The following is a 15,273-nucleotide window of genomic DNA, read 5'->3' as shown; positions in this document are numbered from 1 at the left end:
GGTGAGAGTTACAACAGAAACCGCATTACGGACGCGTAACCTACGGCATCGTAAGTATGGCAGCGCGCAGCCTCGCGGCAAGAGACCTGTGGATAACGTCAGGGAAATGGACACCTATCCTGGGTGTCGTCGGACAGCGCGGTCCGCAGCCTCCAGAACCCTCCAGACGTGCTCAAACACTGCAAGGAGCCGCACCTGTGAGCAGTGCCGACCAGACCTCCACCGCCAGCGCCGAAATGCGCGCCGACATCCGCCGCCTGGGCGATCTACTGGGCGAGACCCTCGTCCGGCAGGAGGGCCCCGAGCTCCTGGAGCTCGTCGAGCGGGTCCGGGCCCTGACGCGCAGCGACGGTGAGGCCGCAGCCGAGCTGCTCGGCGACACCGACCTGGAGACCGCGGCCAAGCTGGTGCGCGCCTTCTCCACCTACTTCCATCTGGCGAACGTCACCGAGCAGGTGCACCGCGGCCATGAGATGCGTGAGCGGCGGGCCGCCGAGGGCGGGCTGCTGGCCCGTACCGCGGACTGGCTCAAGGACGCCGACCCCGAGCATCTGCGCCAGACCGTCAAGAATCTGAACGTACGGCCGGTGTTCACCGCCCACCCGACCGAGGCGGCGCGGCGTTCCGTACTGAACAAGCTGCGCCGTATCGCCGAACTCCTCGAGGCCCCGGTCAGCCCGGCCGACCGGCGCCGGCACGATCTGCGGCTCGCCGAGAACATCGACCTGATCTGGCAGACCGACGAGCTGCGTGTGGTGCGGCCAGAGCCGGCCGACGAGGCGCGCAACGCGATCTACTACCTCGACGAGCTGCACGCGGGCGCCGTCGGAGACGTGCTGGAGGACCTGTCCGCGGAACTGGAGCGGGTGGGCGTCGAACTGCCCCCGGAGACACGGCCGTTGACCTTCGGCACCTGGATCGGCGGCGACCGTGACGGCAACCCCAATGTCACCCCCGCGGTGACGTGGGAGGTGCTGATCCTGCAGCACGAGCACGGCATCGGCGACGCCATCGAGGTCATCGACTATCTGCGCGGACTGCTCTCCAACTCCATCCGCTACGCGGGCGCCACGGAGGAGCTGCTCACGTCGTTGCAGAGCGATCTGGAGCGGCTGCCGGAGATCAGCCCCCGCTACAAGCGGCTGAATGCCGAGGAGCCGTACCGCCTCAAGGCCACCTGCATCCGGCAGAAGCTGGTCAACACCCGGGAGCGGCTCGCCAAGGGCACGCCGCACGAGGAGGGCCGCGACTACCTCGGCACCGCCGAGCTGCTGCACGACCTCACCCTCATCCAGACGTCGCTGCGCGCGCACCGCGGCGGCCTCTTCGCCGACGGCCACATGGACCGTACGATCCGCACGATCGCGGCGTTCGGGCTGCAGCTCGCGACGATGGACGTACGCGAGCACGCGGACGCGCATCACCATGCGCTCGGGCAGCTCTTCGACCGGCTCGGCGAGGAGTCCTGGCGGTACGCGGACATGCCGCGGGACTACCGGCAGAAGCTGCTCGCCAAGGAGCTGCGCTCGCGGCGGCCGCTGGCGCCGACACCCGCGCCGCTGGACGCCGCGGGGCAGAAGACCCTCGGCGTCTTCCACACCGTCAAGGAAGCCTTTGAGCGCTTCGGGCCCGAGGTCATCGAGTCGTACATCATCTCGATGTGCCAGGGCGCGGACGACGTCTTCGCCGCGGCGGTGCTGGCGCGTGAGGCCGGGCTGATCGATCTGCACGCGGGCTGGGCGAAGATCGGCATCGTGCCGCTGCTCGAGACCACGGACGAGCTGAAGGCCGCGGACGTCATCCTGGACGGGATGCTCGCCGATCCCTCGTACCGGCGGCTCGTCTCGCTGCGGGGCGACGTCCAGGAGGTCATGCTCGGGTACTCCGACTCGTCGAAGTTCGGGGGCATCACCACCTCGCAGTGGGAGATCCACCGGGCGCAGCGCAGGCTGCGTGATGTGGCGCACCGGTACGGCGTACGGCTGCGGCTCTTCCACGGCCGCGGCGGCACGGTCGGCCGCGGCGGCGGCCCCTCGCACGACGCGATCCTGGCGCAGCCGTGGGGCACGCTGGAGGGCGAGATCAAGGTGACCGAGCAGGGCGAGGTCATCTCCGACAAGTATCTGATCCCGTCGCTGGCCAGGGAGAACCTGGAGCTGACGGTCGCGGCGACGCTGCAGGCGTCCGCGCTGCACACGGCCCCGCGCCAGTCGGACGAGGCGCTGGCGCGCTGGGACGCGGCGATGGACACGGTCTCGGACGCGGCGCACTCGGCGTACCGGCGCCTGGTCGAGGACCCGGACCTGCCCGCGTACTTCTTCGCCTCCACGCCGGTGGACCAGCTGGCGGATCTGCACCTGGGCTCGCGGCCGTCCCGCCGGCCGGACTCGGGGGCGGGCCTCGACGGTCTGCGGGCCATCCCGTGGGTCTTCGGCTGGACGCAGTCGCGGCAGATCGTGCCGGGCTGGTTCGGCGTCGGCTCGGGCCTGAAGGCGCTGCGTGAGGCGGGTCTGGACACGGTCCTGGACGAGATGCACGAGCAGTGGCACTTCTTCCAGAACTTCATCGCGAACGTCGAGATGACGCTGGCCAAGACGGACCTGCGGATCGCCCGGCACTACGTGGACACGCTCGTCCCCGATGACCTGAAGCATGTCTTCGCCACGATCGAGGCGGAGCACGCGCTGACGGTCAGCGAAGTCCTGAAGGTCACGGGCGGCGAGCGGCTGCTGGGCTCGAACCCTGTGCTGCAGCAGACATTCGGCATCCGCGACGCATATCTGGACCCGATCTCCTACCTGCAGGTCTCGCTGCTTGCGCGCCAGCGCGAGGCGGCGGCCCGGGGCGAGGAGCCGGACCCGCTGCTGTCGCGGGCGCTGCTGCTGACGGTCAACGGTGTGGCGGCGGGGCTGCGCAACACCGGCTGACGACACGCGAAACGGCCCCCTCCCCGCGCGGGGAGGGGGCCGTTCCTGGTGTGCGTCAGTGCCTTGGCACTCGTCAGTGCTGCTGGGCCTTGCGGCGGCGCGCGATCAGGTAGCCGCCCGCGCCGACCAGGGCCGCGGCGACCGCCGAGATCGCGCCGATCGGGGCGCTCGAGCCCGTCTCGGCGAGGTCACCGCCGCCGGCCGGGGACGGGGACGGGGCGGCCGTCGGAGCCGTGGAAGCGGAGGAGGTGGGCTTCGCCGTCGGCTCCTCCGAGGGCTTCTCGGAGGGCTTCTCCGAAGGCTTGCCGGTCGGCTCCCCGCTCGGCTCGCCGTCGTCCTCGCAGTCGGTCCAGAAGACCTTGTGCTTGGCCTTGCCGTGCTCACCGTCGAAGTTCCAGACGAGCTTGTAGTGCCCGTCGGGCAGGGTCTTGTCGTCCGTGCGGCCGTGACCCTCGCCGTCCAGGGTCAGTGAGCCGCTGTCAGCGACCGTGCCCTTGGTGCCGGTGGGCGGCATCTCGACGATCTTCCAGTCGACTTCCTGGCCGCCGTCGAAACCGAAGGCGTCGAGGTAGAAGGAGCAGACGTGCGGCTCGTTCTTGCGGAGCTCTTCGCCGGTCTTGGCATCGTGGATTTTCACGGTGCCGTTGTCGCCGGGCGGGGTGGCGAACGCGGATGGAGCGGCCGACAGCGAGAGCGCCGCTGCTGCCACCAGGGCGCCTGTGGACGTAAGGGTGCGCATGGGCAATCCAACGTGAGAGAGGGTGGGTGCCGTGGGGGGCGGCTCAGCGTCCTGTGAACTCGCGCGCCCGTCAAGCCAACTAGTGACGCATCTGCACCAAGAGTCAGCACTTGTCCCTATAGTCCTGGATAACGATCAGGTGAATGCGGGGTTCAGGCAAGGGGGTTGGGGGCTCCGGGAGTCCGGGCTCAGAGCGCGAAGAACGCTCCCATCAGCAGCGCGCCGCCCGCCGCCGCCGTCGCCCAGGCGAGCCGGGTCAGTCTGAGGCCGCCGCCGATGACAAGGGCAGCGAGGAGTAGTGCGCCGCCGAACGGGAGCCAGGCGTGAAGGGCGCCCGCTGTGCCTGTGCGGACCACTTCCTCCGTGCCCGGCTTCACCACCACCGGGAGCTTCGCGCCCTTCTTCACGGCGATCGACTTCTCGATCGTCATGCCTGTGCGGGGCGCGGCCGAGCCCTCCGGGTCGTACGGTCCTGTGCAGGTGTCCGCGCCGCAGCCGGCGACCGTGAGCGTGCCGTGTTCCCGGCCCTTCGCGAGCAGGACGTGCTGGGCCGTGCCCCACGACGACCAGAAACCGGCCACCAGTAGCAGCGCGGCGACACAGGCCATAGCCGCCCGGCGACCGTAGAGGAGCAAGTGAGTCCGGTTCACAACGCGCGATCCTTGGCCATGCGACCGCGCTCGGTCAACCTAGGGCCCGGCCTTATCAGGAGTTGTACGTACTTTGCGCCCGCTCCAGGCCCTCCGCCATGAGGCACTCCACCGCGTCCGCCGCCCGGTCCACCAGGTAGCCGAGTTCCTTGCGCTCCGTGGACGAGAAGTCCTTCAGTACGAAGTCCGCGACCTGCATCCGGCCCGGCGGGCGGCCGATCCCGAACCGCACCCGGTGATAGTCCGCGCCCATCGCCTTGGTCATGGACTTCAGGCCGTTGTGCCCGTTGTCGCCGCCGCCCAGCTTCAGCCGCAGCATGCCGTAGTCGATGTCCAGCTCGTCGTGGATCGCGACGATGTTGGAGACCGGCACCTTGTAGAAGTCGCGCAGCGAGCTGACCGGGCCGCCGGACAGATTCATGTACGACATCGGCTTGGCGAGGATCACCCGCCGGTTCTCAGGCCCGGGCGCGCCGATCCGTCCCTCCACGACCTGCGCCTGCGCCTTCTGTGCACGTTTGAACTTGCCGCCGATGCGCTCCGCGAGCAGGTCGGCGACCATGAACCCGACGTTGTGCCGGTTCGCGGCGTAGTCGGGCCCGGGATTGCCGAGGCCCACGATGAGCCAGGGGCTGTTCACCTCGGACATCTGCGCTGCGTCTCCTCGCGTAAGGCGTAAGGGCGTTCGTACCCACAGGGAAACGGGGTGGCGGGCCGCAGCCCGCCACCCCGTCAAGCCAAGCTCAGGCAGAGCTTACGGCTCAGGCCTCGGCGGCCTCTTCACCCTCGGCCTCGGCCTCGGCGGTCGGCTCCTCGGCCTGCGCGGCCAGGACCTGCAGGACGACGGTGTCGTCCTCGACGGCCAGGGTCGTGCCGGACGGCAGCGGCACGTCCTTGGCGAGGATGGAGTCACCGGCCGCGAGGCCCGCGATGGAGACCGTGACGGACTCGGGGATGTGCGTGGCCTCGGCCTCGACCGGCAGGGCGTTCAGCACGTGCTCGACCAGGTATGCACCCGGGGCCAGCTCGCCCTCGGTGTGCACGGGGATCTCGACGTTGACCTTCTCGCCGCGCTTCACGATGAGCAGGTCGACGTGCTCCAGGAAGCCCTTGATCGCGTCACGCTGCACGGCCTTCGGGATGGCCAGCTCGGTCTTGCCCTCGATGTCCAGGGAGAGCAGAACGTTGGACGTACGCAGGGCGAGCAGCAGCTCGTGGCCCGGCAGCGTGATGTGGATCGGGTCGGAGCCGTGACCGTACAGAACACCGGGAACCTTGTTCTCGCGGCGGACGCGACGGGCCGCACCCTTGCCGAACTCGGAACGGATCTCGGCGGCGAGCTTCACCTCGGACATGTGCACTCCTCGTATTGCAGAAAAAACTCTGGTGGCGGTCACCCGGCCACGACAGGCCTGCTACGAAGAGCGCGTCGATAACGGACCGCCGCACCGAAAAGTGCGGCCTCCCTCGCCGAGCAACTTCGACAGTCTACTCGGAGTGCCCCGAGCCACCCAATTCGATCAAGAGGTCCCGAGCTCAGCCACCGGCAGGGCATGAGAAAGGGCCGCTCCCGGCGGGAACGGCCCTTTCTCGTACGTCCTTCAGCCCTGCTCCTCGAAGAGGCTCGTCACCGAACCGTCCTCGAACACCTCACGCACCGCACGCGCGATCGTCGGCGCGATCGACAGCACCGTGATCTTGTCGAGCTCCAGGTCGCCCGGGTCGGGCAGCGTGTTCGTGAACACGAACTCGCTCACCTTGGAGTTCTTCAGACGGTCCGCGGCCGGGCCGGACAGGATGCCGTGCGTCGCCGTCACGATCACGTCCTCCGCGCCGTGCGCGAAGAGTGCGTCCGCGGCGGCGCAGATGGTGCCACCGGTGTCGATCATGTCGTCGACGAGGATGCAGACGCGGCCCTCGACCTCACCCACGACCTCGTGGACGGTCACCTGGTTGGCGACGTCCTTGTCGCGGCGCTTGTGGACGATCGCCAGCGGGGCGTCGAGGCGGTCGCACCAGCGGTCGGCGACGCGCACCCGGCCGGCGTCGGGGGAGACGACGGTGAGCTTGTTGCGGTCCACCTTCGCGCCCACGTAGTCGGCAAGCACCGGCAGCGCGGAGAGGTGGTCCACCGGGCCGTCGAAGAAGCCCTGGATCTGGTCGGTGTGCAGATCGACCGTGAGGATGCGGTCGGCGCCCGCGGTCTTCAGCAGGTCGGCGATCAGCCGGGCCGAGATCGGCTCGCGGCCACGGTGCTTCTTGTCCTGACGGGCGTAGCCGTACGACGGGATGATCACGGTAATGCTCCGGGCGGAGGCCCGCTTCAGAGCGTCGATCATGATCAGCTGCTCCATGATCCACTTATTGATGGGAGCCGTGTGGCTCTGCATCAGGAAGCAGTCCGCACCGCGGGCCGACTCCTGGAAGCGGACGTAGATCTCGCCGTTCGCGAAGTCGAAGGCCTTCGTCGGCACCAGGCCGACACCCAGCTGGTGTGCGACCTCCTCGGCCAGCTCGGGGTGGGCGCGGCCGGAGAAGAGCATCAGCTTCTTCTCGCCGGTCGTCTTGATCCCGGTCACAGCACTGTCTCCTCAGACGTGTTCTCTGGCCACGGGCGTACTGAGCGTGAGCCAGCCGAATTTGTGTGCACGTATCACGGTACGCCGAGATCGACGCACCCGTTTCCGGTCAGTTCTCGTCGGCGACCGGTTCCGTTGCCACCTGCGCTGCTTGTGCGGCGGCGCTTCCGGGGCGCTTCCGAGCCACCCAGCCCTCGATATTCCGCTGCTGGCCGCGGGCGACGGCCAGCGAACCGGCCGGTACATCCTTGGTGATGACCGAGCCCGCCGCGGTGTACGCGCCGTCCCCGATCGTGACGGGAGCCACAAACATGTTGTCCGAGCCGGTCTTGCAGTGCGAGCCGATCGTGGTGTGGTGCTTGGCCTCGCCGTCGTAGTTCACGAACACGCTCGCGGCGCCGATGTTCGTGTACTCGCCGATCGTCGCGTCGCCGACGTAGGAGAGATGCGGCACCTTTGTGCCCTCCCCGATCGTGGCGTTCTTCATCTCCACGTACGTACCGGCCTTGGCCTTCAGGCCGAGCCGGGTGCCGGGACGCAGATACGCGTACGGGCCGACCGACGCCGACTCCCCGATCTCCGCGTTGTCCGCCACCGTGTTGTCCACCCGCGCGCCCGCGCCGACCGTGGTGTCCTTCAGCCGCGAGTTGGGGCCGACCTCGGCGCCCTCGGCGAGATGGGTCGCGCCCAGCAGCTGCGTCCCGGGGTGCACGATCGCGTCCGGCTCGAACGTCACCGTCACATCCACGAGCACCGACGCCGGGTCGACGACCGTGACACCGGCCATCATCGCCCGCTCCAGGAGACGCTCGTTGAGCAGTTTGCGCGCTTCGGCCAGCTGTACGCGGTTGTTGATGCCCAGGATCTCCCGGTGGTCGCCGGCGACGGACGCACCGACCCGGTGACCGGCCTCGCGCAGGATGCCGAGGACGTCGGTGAGGTACTCCTCGCCCTGGCTGTTGTCCGTACGCACCTTGCCGAGCGCGTCCGCGAGCAGCTGCCCGTCGAAGGCGAAGACCCCGGAGTTGATCTCCCGGATCGCGCGCTGCTCCTCGGTGGCGTCCTTGTGCTCGACGATTGCGGTGACGGCGCCGGTGACGCCGTCCCGCACGATCCGGCCGTAGCCGGTGGAGTCCGGAACCTCGGCGGTCAGCACGGTGACGGCGTTGCCGTCGGCGGCGTGCGTCGCGGCGAGCGCGGTGAGCGTCTCGCCGGAGAGCAGGGGAGTGTCGCCGCACACGACGACGACGGTTCCCTCGGGGGTCTGGCCGAGCTCTTCGAGGGCCATCCGGACGGCGTGCCCGGTGCCGTTCTGCTCGGCCTGGTAGGCGGTGCGGGTGCCGGCGTACTGCTCGGCGAGATGTCCCTTGACCTGCTCACTGGCGTGGCCGACGACGACGACGAGGTGCTCGGGGTCCAGCTCGCGCGCGGCGGAGACGACGTGTCCGACGAGCGAGCGCCCGCAGATTTCGTGCAGGACCTTGGGGGTCTTCGACTTCATGCGGGTGCCCTCACCCGCTGCGAGGACGACGACGGCTGCCGGGCGGTTGGCGCTCACGGGAATGCCCTTCGGCTTCGGGTGGTGGACATCCGAAGGATACCGGGGGGTTTCAGGAGTGAAATAAGGGCGGGTCCTGACAGTGAGAGTCAGAACCCGATGAAAGAGGCTCCCCCGCCAGGACTCGAACCCGGACTAATGGCACCAAAAGCCACTGTGCTGCCAATTACACCACAGGGGATAGCTGAGTCGATCATTCCGGACATTACCCCCGGGCTGCCGACTGGGCACCCCACACTATGCCGTACCACCCGCCCTCGGTGCGACGGTACTTGTCCTCAGGCTGCCCCGCACTCCCCACAAAAGCCGCCCCGCACTCCCCGGAAAATGAGTCGCACCCGCCCGTAGGCTGGAAGGCATGACCACAACGGGGGAACACCAGGACGGCACGGGCACGACCGCCCGTGGCTGGCTGTGGTGGAGACGGTGGCGCAGTGTCGCGTTGGACGTGGGGCTCGGGATCGTCTCCGCTTTCGAGTGCGCTCTGGAGGGTGTGGGGTTCGCGGACAAGGCCGCGATTCCCGTGCCCGTCGGGGTGCTGTTCGGGCTGGTCGTCGGGTCCGTGCTGGTGCTGCGGCGGCGGTGGCCGATCGCCGTGGTGCTGGTGTCGATCGCGACCACGCCCGCCGAGATGGGCTTTTTGATGAGCATCGTCGGGCTCTACACGCTCGCCGCGTCCGATGTGCCGCGCCGGATCACCGCGACGCTCGCCGGGATGTCGCTGACCGCGACGCTGATCGTGTCGTTCGTGCGGGTACGCCAGGAGGTGCAGTCCGCGGACTTCGATCCGGAGCCCGGCGCCTGGTACGTACCGACGATGGCGGGCTTCATGTCGCTCGGCCTGACCGCGCCGCCGGTGCTGCTCGGTCTCTACATAGGGGCCCGACGCCGGCTGATGGAGAGTCTGCGGGAGCGCGCGGACAGCCTGGAGCAGGAGCTGTCGCTGCTGGCCGACCGGGCCGAGCAGCGGGCCCAGTGGGCGCGTACGGAGGAGCGGACCCGGATCGCGCGGGAGATGCACGACGTCGTGGCGCACCGGGTGAGCCTGATGGTCGTGCACTCGGCCGCGCTGCAGGCGGTGGCGCTCAAGGACCCGCAGAAGGCCGTGAAGAACGCCGCGCTGGTGGGGGACATGGGCCGGCAGGCGCTGACCGAGCTGCGCGAGATGCTCGGCGTGCTGCGGGCGGGCGACGACGAGCAGCGGTCCGCGAAGCCGGTGCCGCTGGCCGCGGTGGGCGTCGCGGCGGCCGCAGCCGCGGCCGCCGCCGCCGAGGACGGGCCGTGTCTCGCCGACCTGGAGGGTCTGGTCGGCCAGTCGCGGCAGGCGGGGATGGTGGTCGAGCTCGTGGTCCAGGGCGAGGGGCGGGAGTATGCGCCGGAGGTCGAGCAGACTGCATACCGCGTCGTCCAGGAGGCTCTGACGAACGTCCACAAGCACGCGGCCGGCGCGAAGGTGATGGTGCGGCTCGCGCACCGCGGGGCCGAGGTCGCCATGCAGGTGGAGAACGGCGCCCCGGACGCCGACGGTGCGGCAGCGGCCGCGAGGCTGCCGAGCGGCGGCAACGGCCTGGTGGGGATGCGGGAGCGGGTGCTTGCGCTGGGCGGGGTGTTCGTGTCGGGGCCGACCGACGTGGGCGGCTTCCGGGTGTCGGCGGTGCTGCCGGACCGGGACGGGTACGGCGAGCAGCAGCTCTGACCTGTACTGGCCTGTACTGGCCTGTACCGGCCTGTGCTGACCTGTACTGATCGGCCTCGGTCGGCCCCTGGCGGCTCCGGTCGGCCCTGGGCTCAGCCGAGCATGAGCCGGGCCGGCTGGGCGCCCGTGACCAGCGTGGCGAGCGCCTGGTCGATGTCCGGGCCGAGGTACCAGTCGCCGGTGTGGTCGAGGCTGTAGACCCGGCCCTCGACGTCGATGGCCAGTACCGCCTGGTTGTCGCCCTCCTCCCCGAGCGGGGAGATCTCGGTGTCCAGCGCGCGCCCCAGATCGGCGAGGGTACGGGCGAGGTGGAGCCCGGCCAGCGGGTCGAAGCGCACGGGCGTGGGGGCCGTCTGCCGGCCGGGGCCGGGCGCCGTGACGCGCAGCCCGCCGAATTCCGCCCAGGCCTCGACGGCCGCGGGGAACACCGCGTGCCGGTGGCCGGCCGGCGAGGCGTGCGCGCGCAGCGTGTCCGCCCAGTGCTCGGCCAGCTTGATGTCCCAGCGGCCGGGCTGCCACCCCGCCTCGCGCAGGGCGGCGTCGACCGCGACCGGGAACCGGGTGGTGCTGAGGTGGTCGGGCATCGGTGCGGGTTCAGCCGTTCTTGGGTGCGGTCGGGGCGACGGGGCGTACCCCGAAGTGGTCGAGCATCGCTGTACAGGAACGGCAGGGCGGTGCGTAGCTGCCGTGCAGCGGGTCGCCGTCCTCCCGGATGCGGCGTGCGGTCAGTTTCGACTGTTTGAGTGTGCGCCGCGCCTCGCTGTGGGTCAGCGGCTTGCGCTGGGCCCGCTTCGAGCGCTGCGACTCGGCGGCGGTGAGATGGCGCGAGAGCAGGATCGCCTCGGGGCAGCGGCCGGTGAAGCGTTCGCGCTGGCCGCTGGTGAGGGTATCGAGGAAATCCTGTACGAGCGCGTGAAGCACGGGCGGCTGGTCGCCCTTTCCCGCGGTGCAGGTGAGGGTCTCACCGCGGACGGAGAGGGCGGCGGCGACGGCGGGCAGGATGCCGTCGCGGCGGTGGTTCAGGGCGGGCGGGCGGTGGGCCTCGGTGCTGCTCCAACTGAGGCGTGGATCACCTGAGGTGCCAGACGTACTTGGTTGCGCTGTGTGCATGGTGCTGTCGTCCCCTCCCCTGCAATCCCCCGAGTTGCGGGGACAGCCTGCCAAATGGGGCGGGGGGTGCGGAAGCTGGGGCACTGAAACGTGTCGACCCGTCGGCAAACGGTCACTCGATTGTGACTGTTCGTGACGGAACCGGAGCGTCGGTTCTCCCTATTGCCGCACCGCATAGGCTGTCCTGAACCAGCCGGAACGCAGCAGGGGGCATACCGCCATGACGACAGGTCGGCAAGGGCTGGGGGCACCTCCCGGCCCCCGGGCCGGGGGACAAACCGCGCCACCTAACGCGGCCTACGCCGGGCAGGTCGTGAACTTCCCGGATCCGGTCCGGGCCTCTCGCCACCCTAGAGGTGTGCGCGTGGACGAGAACGGCTATCCGGACTTTTCGCTGTACGCGCGTGCCGCCGCGCAGATTGCCGAGCCCCCGGAGGGCTTCGGCGTCGATGAACTGCGGCTCACCGACTATGTATCGGCGAATGCGGCGTTGCACGCCGACGGCCATGCGCTGTGGGACACGATTCCCGCGGTCGCCACGCCGCACGGCTGGACCTGGCACCACGTGCCGGGCACCCGCCGTCTCGAGCTGGTCCCGGTAGAAGTGAAGGCGCTGCTGCGGCATCACGGCGGCCTGGCGACGACGCCGGTGGACCAGAGCAAGCGGGGCACCCGGCCGCTGCAGGAGACCCGCCCCGCGCACTTCGGCCTGCCCAAGGGCGTGGTGTCGGTGACGGAGCATCAACTGCTCGGTGTCGAGGAGGACTTGGGATACCGCCTGCCGGGCGCCTACCGCTCCTTCCTCAAGGCGGCGGGCGGCTGCGCCCCGGTCGGGGCGGCGCTCGACGCCGAGTTGGGGCTGCTGGTCGACCAGCCGTTCTTCACGGTGCGGGACGAGGCCGGGGCCAATGACCTGGTGTACGTCAACAAGTGCCTGCGGGACCACCTGACCAAGGACTACCTGGGCGTCGCGTTCGTCCAGGGCGGGATCCTGGCGGTCAAGGTCAAGGGCTCGGCGGTCGGCTCGGTGTGGTTCTGCGCGTACGACGACGCACGGGACCAGGACGGCTGGAGCGTGCAGGAGCGCGTGGAGCGGCTGCTGCTGCCGTGCGGCGACGACTTCGACGGTTTTCTGCAGCGCCTGGCGGGCAATCCGCCGGAACTGGAGACCGTGGCGAACCTGATGGTGGACGGCGGCTTTGCGCACGCCGTCCCGATCTCGGACGAGGGGTGACGGTCCGATGGTGACCTTCGCGCAGGCGCAGGAGCGCGCGGAAGAGTGGGTCAACGGCGATGTGCCCGCGTATCAGCACCGTGAGGTGCGGGTGCGGGAGTTCGAGCTGGGCTTTGTGGTCTGGGCGGAGGACCGCGAGGGCGGGGCCCGTTCCGACGGCGGGCAGCAGCGGCTGGTGATCGCCCGCGACAGCGGTGAGGCGACGCTGTGGCCGGGGCTGCCGGTGGGTGAGGTGATCCGCCGGTACGAGGAGGAGTACGGGATCCAGGAGGAGGCCGCTGCCGCGCCGGAGCCGCCGCAGCGCATCGACCTGAATCAGACGTCGTTCCTGTTGAGCCCGCCGGAGTGGCTCCAGGAGGCGGCGGACAAGCTGGGGATCCCGGACCGGCGGTCGCCGGAGTCGGGCGCGGCGGCTTCGGGTTCGGCTTCGGGTTCGCCGGAACCGGCGGGTGCGGGTGCGGGTGCGGGTGCGCCGTCGTCCGGGGCCGACTGGTCGGCCCCCGCTGCCGCTTCGGATGCGACCGGCCCCAACGCATCGCAGGCGGGCGGGAGTTCGTCCGCCCCCGGGGCGGCGTGGCCCGCGGCCGGGTCCTCGGGCGGCGACGCCTCTCAGGGCGGGTCGCTGTGGCCCAGTGCCGGTGGCGGCGGCGACTACGAGCCGACGGCATCCGACGGTGTGCCCGCCACGCCGTCCGGGGCCGCTGCGTGGACGGACACCAACGCCGCGGGGTCGGACGACGCGTCCGTGCCGCTGCCGGCCACGGTGTTCGCGCCGCCGATCTCCGGCACCGACGACGATGACACCCCGCCGCCCGTGGTGGGCGCGGATGCGCCGACGGCGCTGATGTCGGGCGGCAGCCAGTTGCCGCGGACCGCGGTCGCCCCGGCGCTGAACCAGCAGCCTGGGGGGCCTGCCGGTCCGGGCGCGGCCGACATCGCCGACGCGGCGACGAGCAAGGCGGTCCTGCCGCCGCGTGGCTCGCGCGGAAGCGGTCCGACGACTCCGCCGCCGCCCGGTGCTCCCGGCACTCCGGGCGCGCGGCCGGGGGCGACGCCGCCGCCGTCGGGGCCGGGTGCTCCCGGTGCTCCGGCGGCCGGCTATCTGCCGACGCAGCTCGTCTCGCAACTGGGTCCGGAGGGGCCGCAGCCGCCCGGCCCGCCCGGTGCGCCCGGTGCTGCTCCGACGCCTCCGGGTCCGCCCGGTGCGCCGACGCCCCCCGGTGGGCCCGGTGGTGGCGTGCACCATGCCGCGACGATGCTTGCCGGACCCGCCCAGACGGGCTCCGGTGCGCCACAGCCGCCTGGTCCGCCCGGCCCTCCTGGTGGTACGCCGCCGCCCGGTGGTGGCGTGCACCATGCCGCGACGATGCTTGCCGGACCCGCCCAGACGGGCCCCGGTGCGCCACAGCCCCCTGGTCCGCCCGGTGCTCCGACGCCCCCGGGGCCGCCCGGTGGTGGCGTGCACCATGCCGCGACGATGCTCGCCGGACCCGCCCAGACGGGCTCCGGTGCGCCACAGCCGCCCGGTCCGCCCGGCGCGCCCCCCGGCCCGCCGCCCGGTGGTCCCGTACAGCATGCGCCGCAGCCACCCGCGTACGGCTATCCGCAGCAGCAGCAGCCGCCGTCCGGCATGCCGACCGTCGGCCCCGGCTACCAGGCCGTGCTGCGCTACCGCGCGCCCGACGGCTCAGAGGCCCAGCTGATCCGCCGCTCGGCGCCCGGCACTCCGCACCCGGAGTGGCAGATCCTGCATGAGCTGCGCGCCATGAACGTGCCGCCGCAGCAGGTGCTGGAGCTGCACACCGAGCTGGAGTCGTGCGAGCTGCCCGGCGCCTACTGCGCGCGGATGATCCGGGAGACCTGGCCGCAGGTGCGGATCACCTCTGTCGCTCCGTACGGCAGGGATCACGCCAGCCGGCAGCAGGGCATGCAGCATCTGCTCACCCACCAGGGCGAGTTGCACCAGGTCGCGGACGGCCCGGCGCGGCCCGCGCCGGTGCGGGCGCCGCTGCCGCAGGTGGCGCCCGCCCCGCCGATCCCCCCGGAGGGGATCGCGCAGGAACTGGTGGGCGCGTTCGGACCGCAGGGCATCTGCCGGTTCGACCAGCGGGCCGTCTCGCGTCAGGGAGTGCCGGAGATTGTCGCGGCCACGCTGGTGTGGGCGGGGCTGCCGGGCGACTTCAACCCGTTCTTCTGGGCACAGCCGGCCCAGCCGGTCGTCCCGACGCTCGCGGAGCTGGCGGCACAGCGGCAGATCCAGCCCGCCTCCGACGCGGGTTCGTACCTCGTGGTGGGCAGCGACTTCGGCCGCGCGATCTGCGTTCAGTACGGCACGGCGCATATCGTGGCGGTGCCGGTGGAGGCGGGCCCGGGCGGTCAGCCGGTGGCGCCGCAGTTCGTGAACAGCGGGCTGCCGGAATTCACCCGCTGCCTGGCGCTGCTCGGCCGGATGTGGCGGCTGCGCTTCGGGCTCAACCCTGAGCAGGCCGGCCGCTGGACGGTCGACTTCCAGGCGCAGCTCGCCGCGCTGGACCCGGCGGCGCTGGCGTCGCCGGAGAGCTGGTGGTCGGTGCTGCTCGAGCAGATGTGGGACGGACTGCTGTAACGCCGTACGTGACGAGTCACCGGGGCGCCCGGCCTGCACATCAGGCCGGGCGCCCCGCCGTTTCTCCCGATTCCGACTTCTTTCGCAAAGTGGCGCACCCTTGACCGGTGTGCATGGGAGGAGTGTTGCGTTTTGAGCACTTCACTTGGATCCAGGAGGATATGAGTCAATCGCG

The 15,273-nt window shown here is 70.8% G+C and carries 12 protein-coding genes and 1 tRNA gene; 4 read left to right on the top strand and 9 right to left on the bottom strand.

What is annotated here, in order from left to right:
• Positions 1 to 197: 197 nt before the first annotated feature.
• On the top strand, positions 198 to 2,927 hold the full coding sequence (gene ppc / locus ACZ3H8_RS29330) for a phosphoenolpyruvate carboxylase (protein ID WP_467407015.1): 2,730 nt from the start codon (positions 198 to 200) through the stop codon (positions 2,925 to 2,927).
• Positions 2,928 to 3,000: 73 nt separating this feature from the next.
• On the opposite strand, the gene ACZ3H8_RS29325 is transcribed toward ppc, so the two are convergent.
• From ACZ3H8_RS29325 to ACZ3H8_RS29295, 7 genes are all read right to left on the bottom strand, one after another.
• Positions 3,001 to 3,666, bottom strand: a complete 666-nt coding sequence (locus tag ACZ3H8_RS29325) for a PT domain-containing protein (protein ID WP_467407014.1) — start codon at positions 3,664 to 3,666, stop codon at positions 3,001 to 3,003.
• 188 nt (positions 3,667 to 3,854) lie between these two features.
• Positions 3,855 to 4,274 (bottom strand): hypothetical protein, encoded by a 420-nt coding sequence (locus tag ACZ3H8_RS29320; protein WP_467407304.1) that lies wholly within the window; start codon positions 4,272 to 4,274, stop codon positions 3,855 to 3,857.
• A 97-nt stretch (positions 4,275 to 4,371) separates the two neighbouring features.
• Complete coding sequence (gene pth, locus ACZ3H8_RS29315; RefSeq protein ID WP_467407012.1) at positions 4,372 to 4,965, bottom strand: aminoacyl-tRNA hydrolase; 594 nt, start codon at positions 4,963 to 4,965, stop codon at positions 4,372 to 4,374.
• Positions 4,966 to 5,077: 112 nt separating this feature from the next.
• Positions 5,078 to 5,671: a 50S ribosomal protein L25/general stress protein Ctc gene (locus ACZ3H8_RS29310; protein WP_467407010.1), complete on the bottom strand. Its 594-nt coding sequence runs from the start codon at positions 5,669 to 5,671 to the stop codon at positions 5,078 to 5,080.
• A gap of 246 nt (positions 5,672 to 5,917) precedes the next feature.
• Positions 5,918 to 6,895 (bottom strand): ribose-phosphate diphosphokinase, encoded by a 978-nt coding sequence (locus ACZ3H8_RS29305; RefSeq protein ID WP_307662944.1) that lies wholly within the window; start codon positions 6,893 to 6,895, stop codon positions 5,918 to 5,920.
• Between the two features lie 109 nt (positions 6,896 to 7,004).
• Positions 7,005 to 8,453: a bifunctional UDP-N-acetylglucosamine diphosphorylase/glucosamine-1-phosphate N-acetyltransferase GlmU gene (gene glmU, locus ACZ3H8_RS29300; protein ID WP_467407006.1), complete on the bottom strand. Its 1,449-nt coding sequence runs from the start codon at positions 8,451 to 8,453 to the stop codon at positions 7,005 to 7,007.
• Positions 8,454 to 8,562: 109 nt separating this feature from the next.
• A tRNA-Gln gene (locus ACZ3H8_RS29295) sits at positions 8,563 to 8,634 on the bottom strand.
• Between the two features lie 177 nt (positions 8,635 to 8,811).
• Here ACZ3H8_RS29295 and ACZ3H8_RS29290 point away from each other — a divergent pair.
• Complete coding sequence (locus tag ACZ3H8_RS29290; protein ID WP_467407003.1) at positions 8,812 to 10,149, top strand: sensor histidine kinase; 1,338 nt, start codon at positions 8,812 to 8,814, stop codon at positions 10,147 to 10,149.
• A 92-nt stretch (positions 10,150 to 10,241) separates the two neighbouring features.
• On the opposite strand, the gene ACZ3H8_RS29285 is transcribed toward ACZ3H8_RS29290, so the two are convergent.
• The gene (locus ACZ3H8_RS29285) at positions 10,242 to 10,733 is read right to left on the bottom strand and encodes an SUKH-3 domain-containing protein (RefSeq protein ID WP_467407002.1); all 492 of its coding nucleotides are present in this window, start codon (positions 10,731 to 10,733) and stop codon (positions 10,242 to 10,244) included.
• Between the two features lie 10 nt (positions 10,734 to 10,743).
• Positions 10,744 to 11,259, bottom strand: a complete 516-nt coding sequence (locus ACZ3H8_RS29280) for a YwqJ-related putative deaminase (protein ID WP_467407000.1) — start codon at positions 11,257 to 11,259, stop codon at positions 10,744 to 10,746.
• 220 nt (positions 11,260 to 11,479) lie between these two features.
• Between ACZ3H8_RS29280 and ACZ3H8_RS29275 the strand changes: the two genes are divergently transcribed.
• Both ACZ3H8_RS29275 and ACZ3H8_RS29270 read left to right on the top strand, forming a co-directional pair.
• Positions 11,480 to 12,493, top strand: a complete 1,014-nt coding sequence (locus ACZ3H8_RS29275) for an HNH endonuclease (RefSeq protein WP_467406998.1) — start codon at positions 11,480 to 11,482, stop codon at positions 12,491 to 12,493.
• A gap of 7 nt (positions 12,494 to 12,500) precedes the next feature.
• Positions 12,501 to 15,098 carry an SUKH-4 family immunity protein gene (locus ACZ3H8_RS29270; RefSeq protein WP_467406995.1) on the top strand — a complete coding sequence of 866 codons (2,598 nt, stop codon included), beginning with the start codon at positions 12,501 to 12,503 and terminating at the stop codon, positions 15,096 to 15,098.
• Positions 15,099 to 15,273: the final 175 nt, after the last annotated feature.

The sequence above is a fragment of the Streptomyces sp. NPDC002868 genome (genome assembly GCF_055563295.1).
Note: the sequence above shows the minus strand (reverse complement) of the source record. Positions and strands in the feature narration are given on the sequence as shown.

What these genes read in the sequence shown, in the direction of transcription:
- ACZ3H8_RS29325 (WP_467407014.1), bottom strand. Translation starts at nt 3,666, where the DNA reads ATGCGCACCCTTACGTCCACAGGCGCCCTGGTGGCAGCAGCGGCGCTC.
- ACZ3H8_RS29320 (WP_467407304.1), bottom strand. Translation starts at nt 4,274, where the DNA reads ATGGCCTGTGTCGCCGCGCTGCTACTGGTGGCCGGTTTCTGGTCGTCG.
- pth (WP_467407012.1), bottom strand. Translation starts at nt 4,965, where the DNA reads ATGTCCGAGGTGAACAGCCCCTGGCTCATCGTGGGCCTCGGCAATCCC.
- ACZ3H8_RS29310 (WP_467407010.1), bottom strand. Translation starts at nt 5,671, where the DNA reads ATGTCCGAGGTGAAGCTCGCCGCCGAGATCCGTTCCGAGTTCGGCAAG.
- ACZ3H8_RS29290 (WP_467407003.1), top strand. Translation starts at nt 8,812, where the DNA reads ATGACCACAACGGGGGAACACCAGGACGGCACGGGCACGACCGCCCGT.
- ACZ3H8_RS29285 (WP_467407002.1), bottom strand. Translation starts at nt 10,733, where the DNA reads ATGCCCGACCACCTCAGCACCACCCGGTTCCCGGTCGCGGTCGACGCC.
- ACZ3H8_RS29280 (WP_467407000.1), bottom strand. Translation starts at nt 11,259, where the DNA reads ATGCACACAGCGCAACCAAGTACGTCTGGCACCTCAGGTGATCCACGC.
- ACZ3H8_RS29275 (WP_467406998.1), top strand. Translation starts at nt 11,480, where the DNA reads ATGACGACAGGTCGGCAAGGGCTGGGGGCACCTCCCGGCCCCCGGGCC.
- ACZ3H8_RS29270 (WP_467406995.1), top strand. Translation starts at nt 12,501, where the DNA reads ATGGTGACCTTCGCGCAGGCGCAGGAGCGCGCGGAAGAGTGGGTCAAC.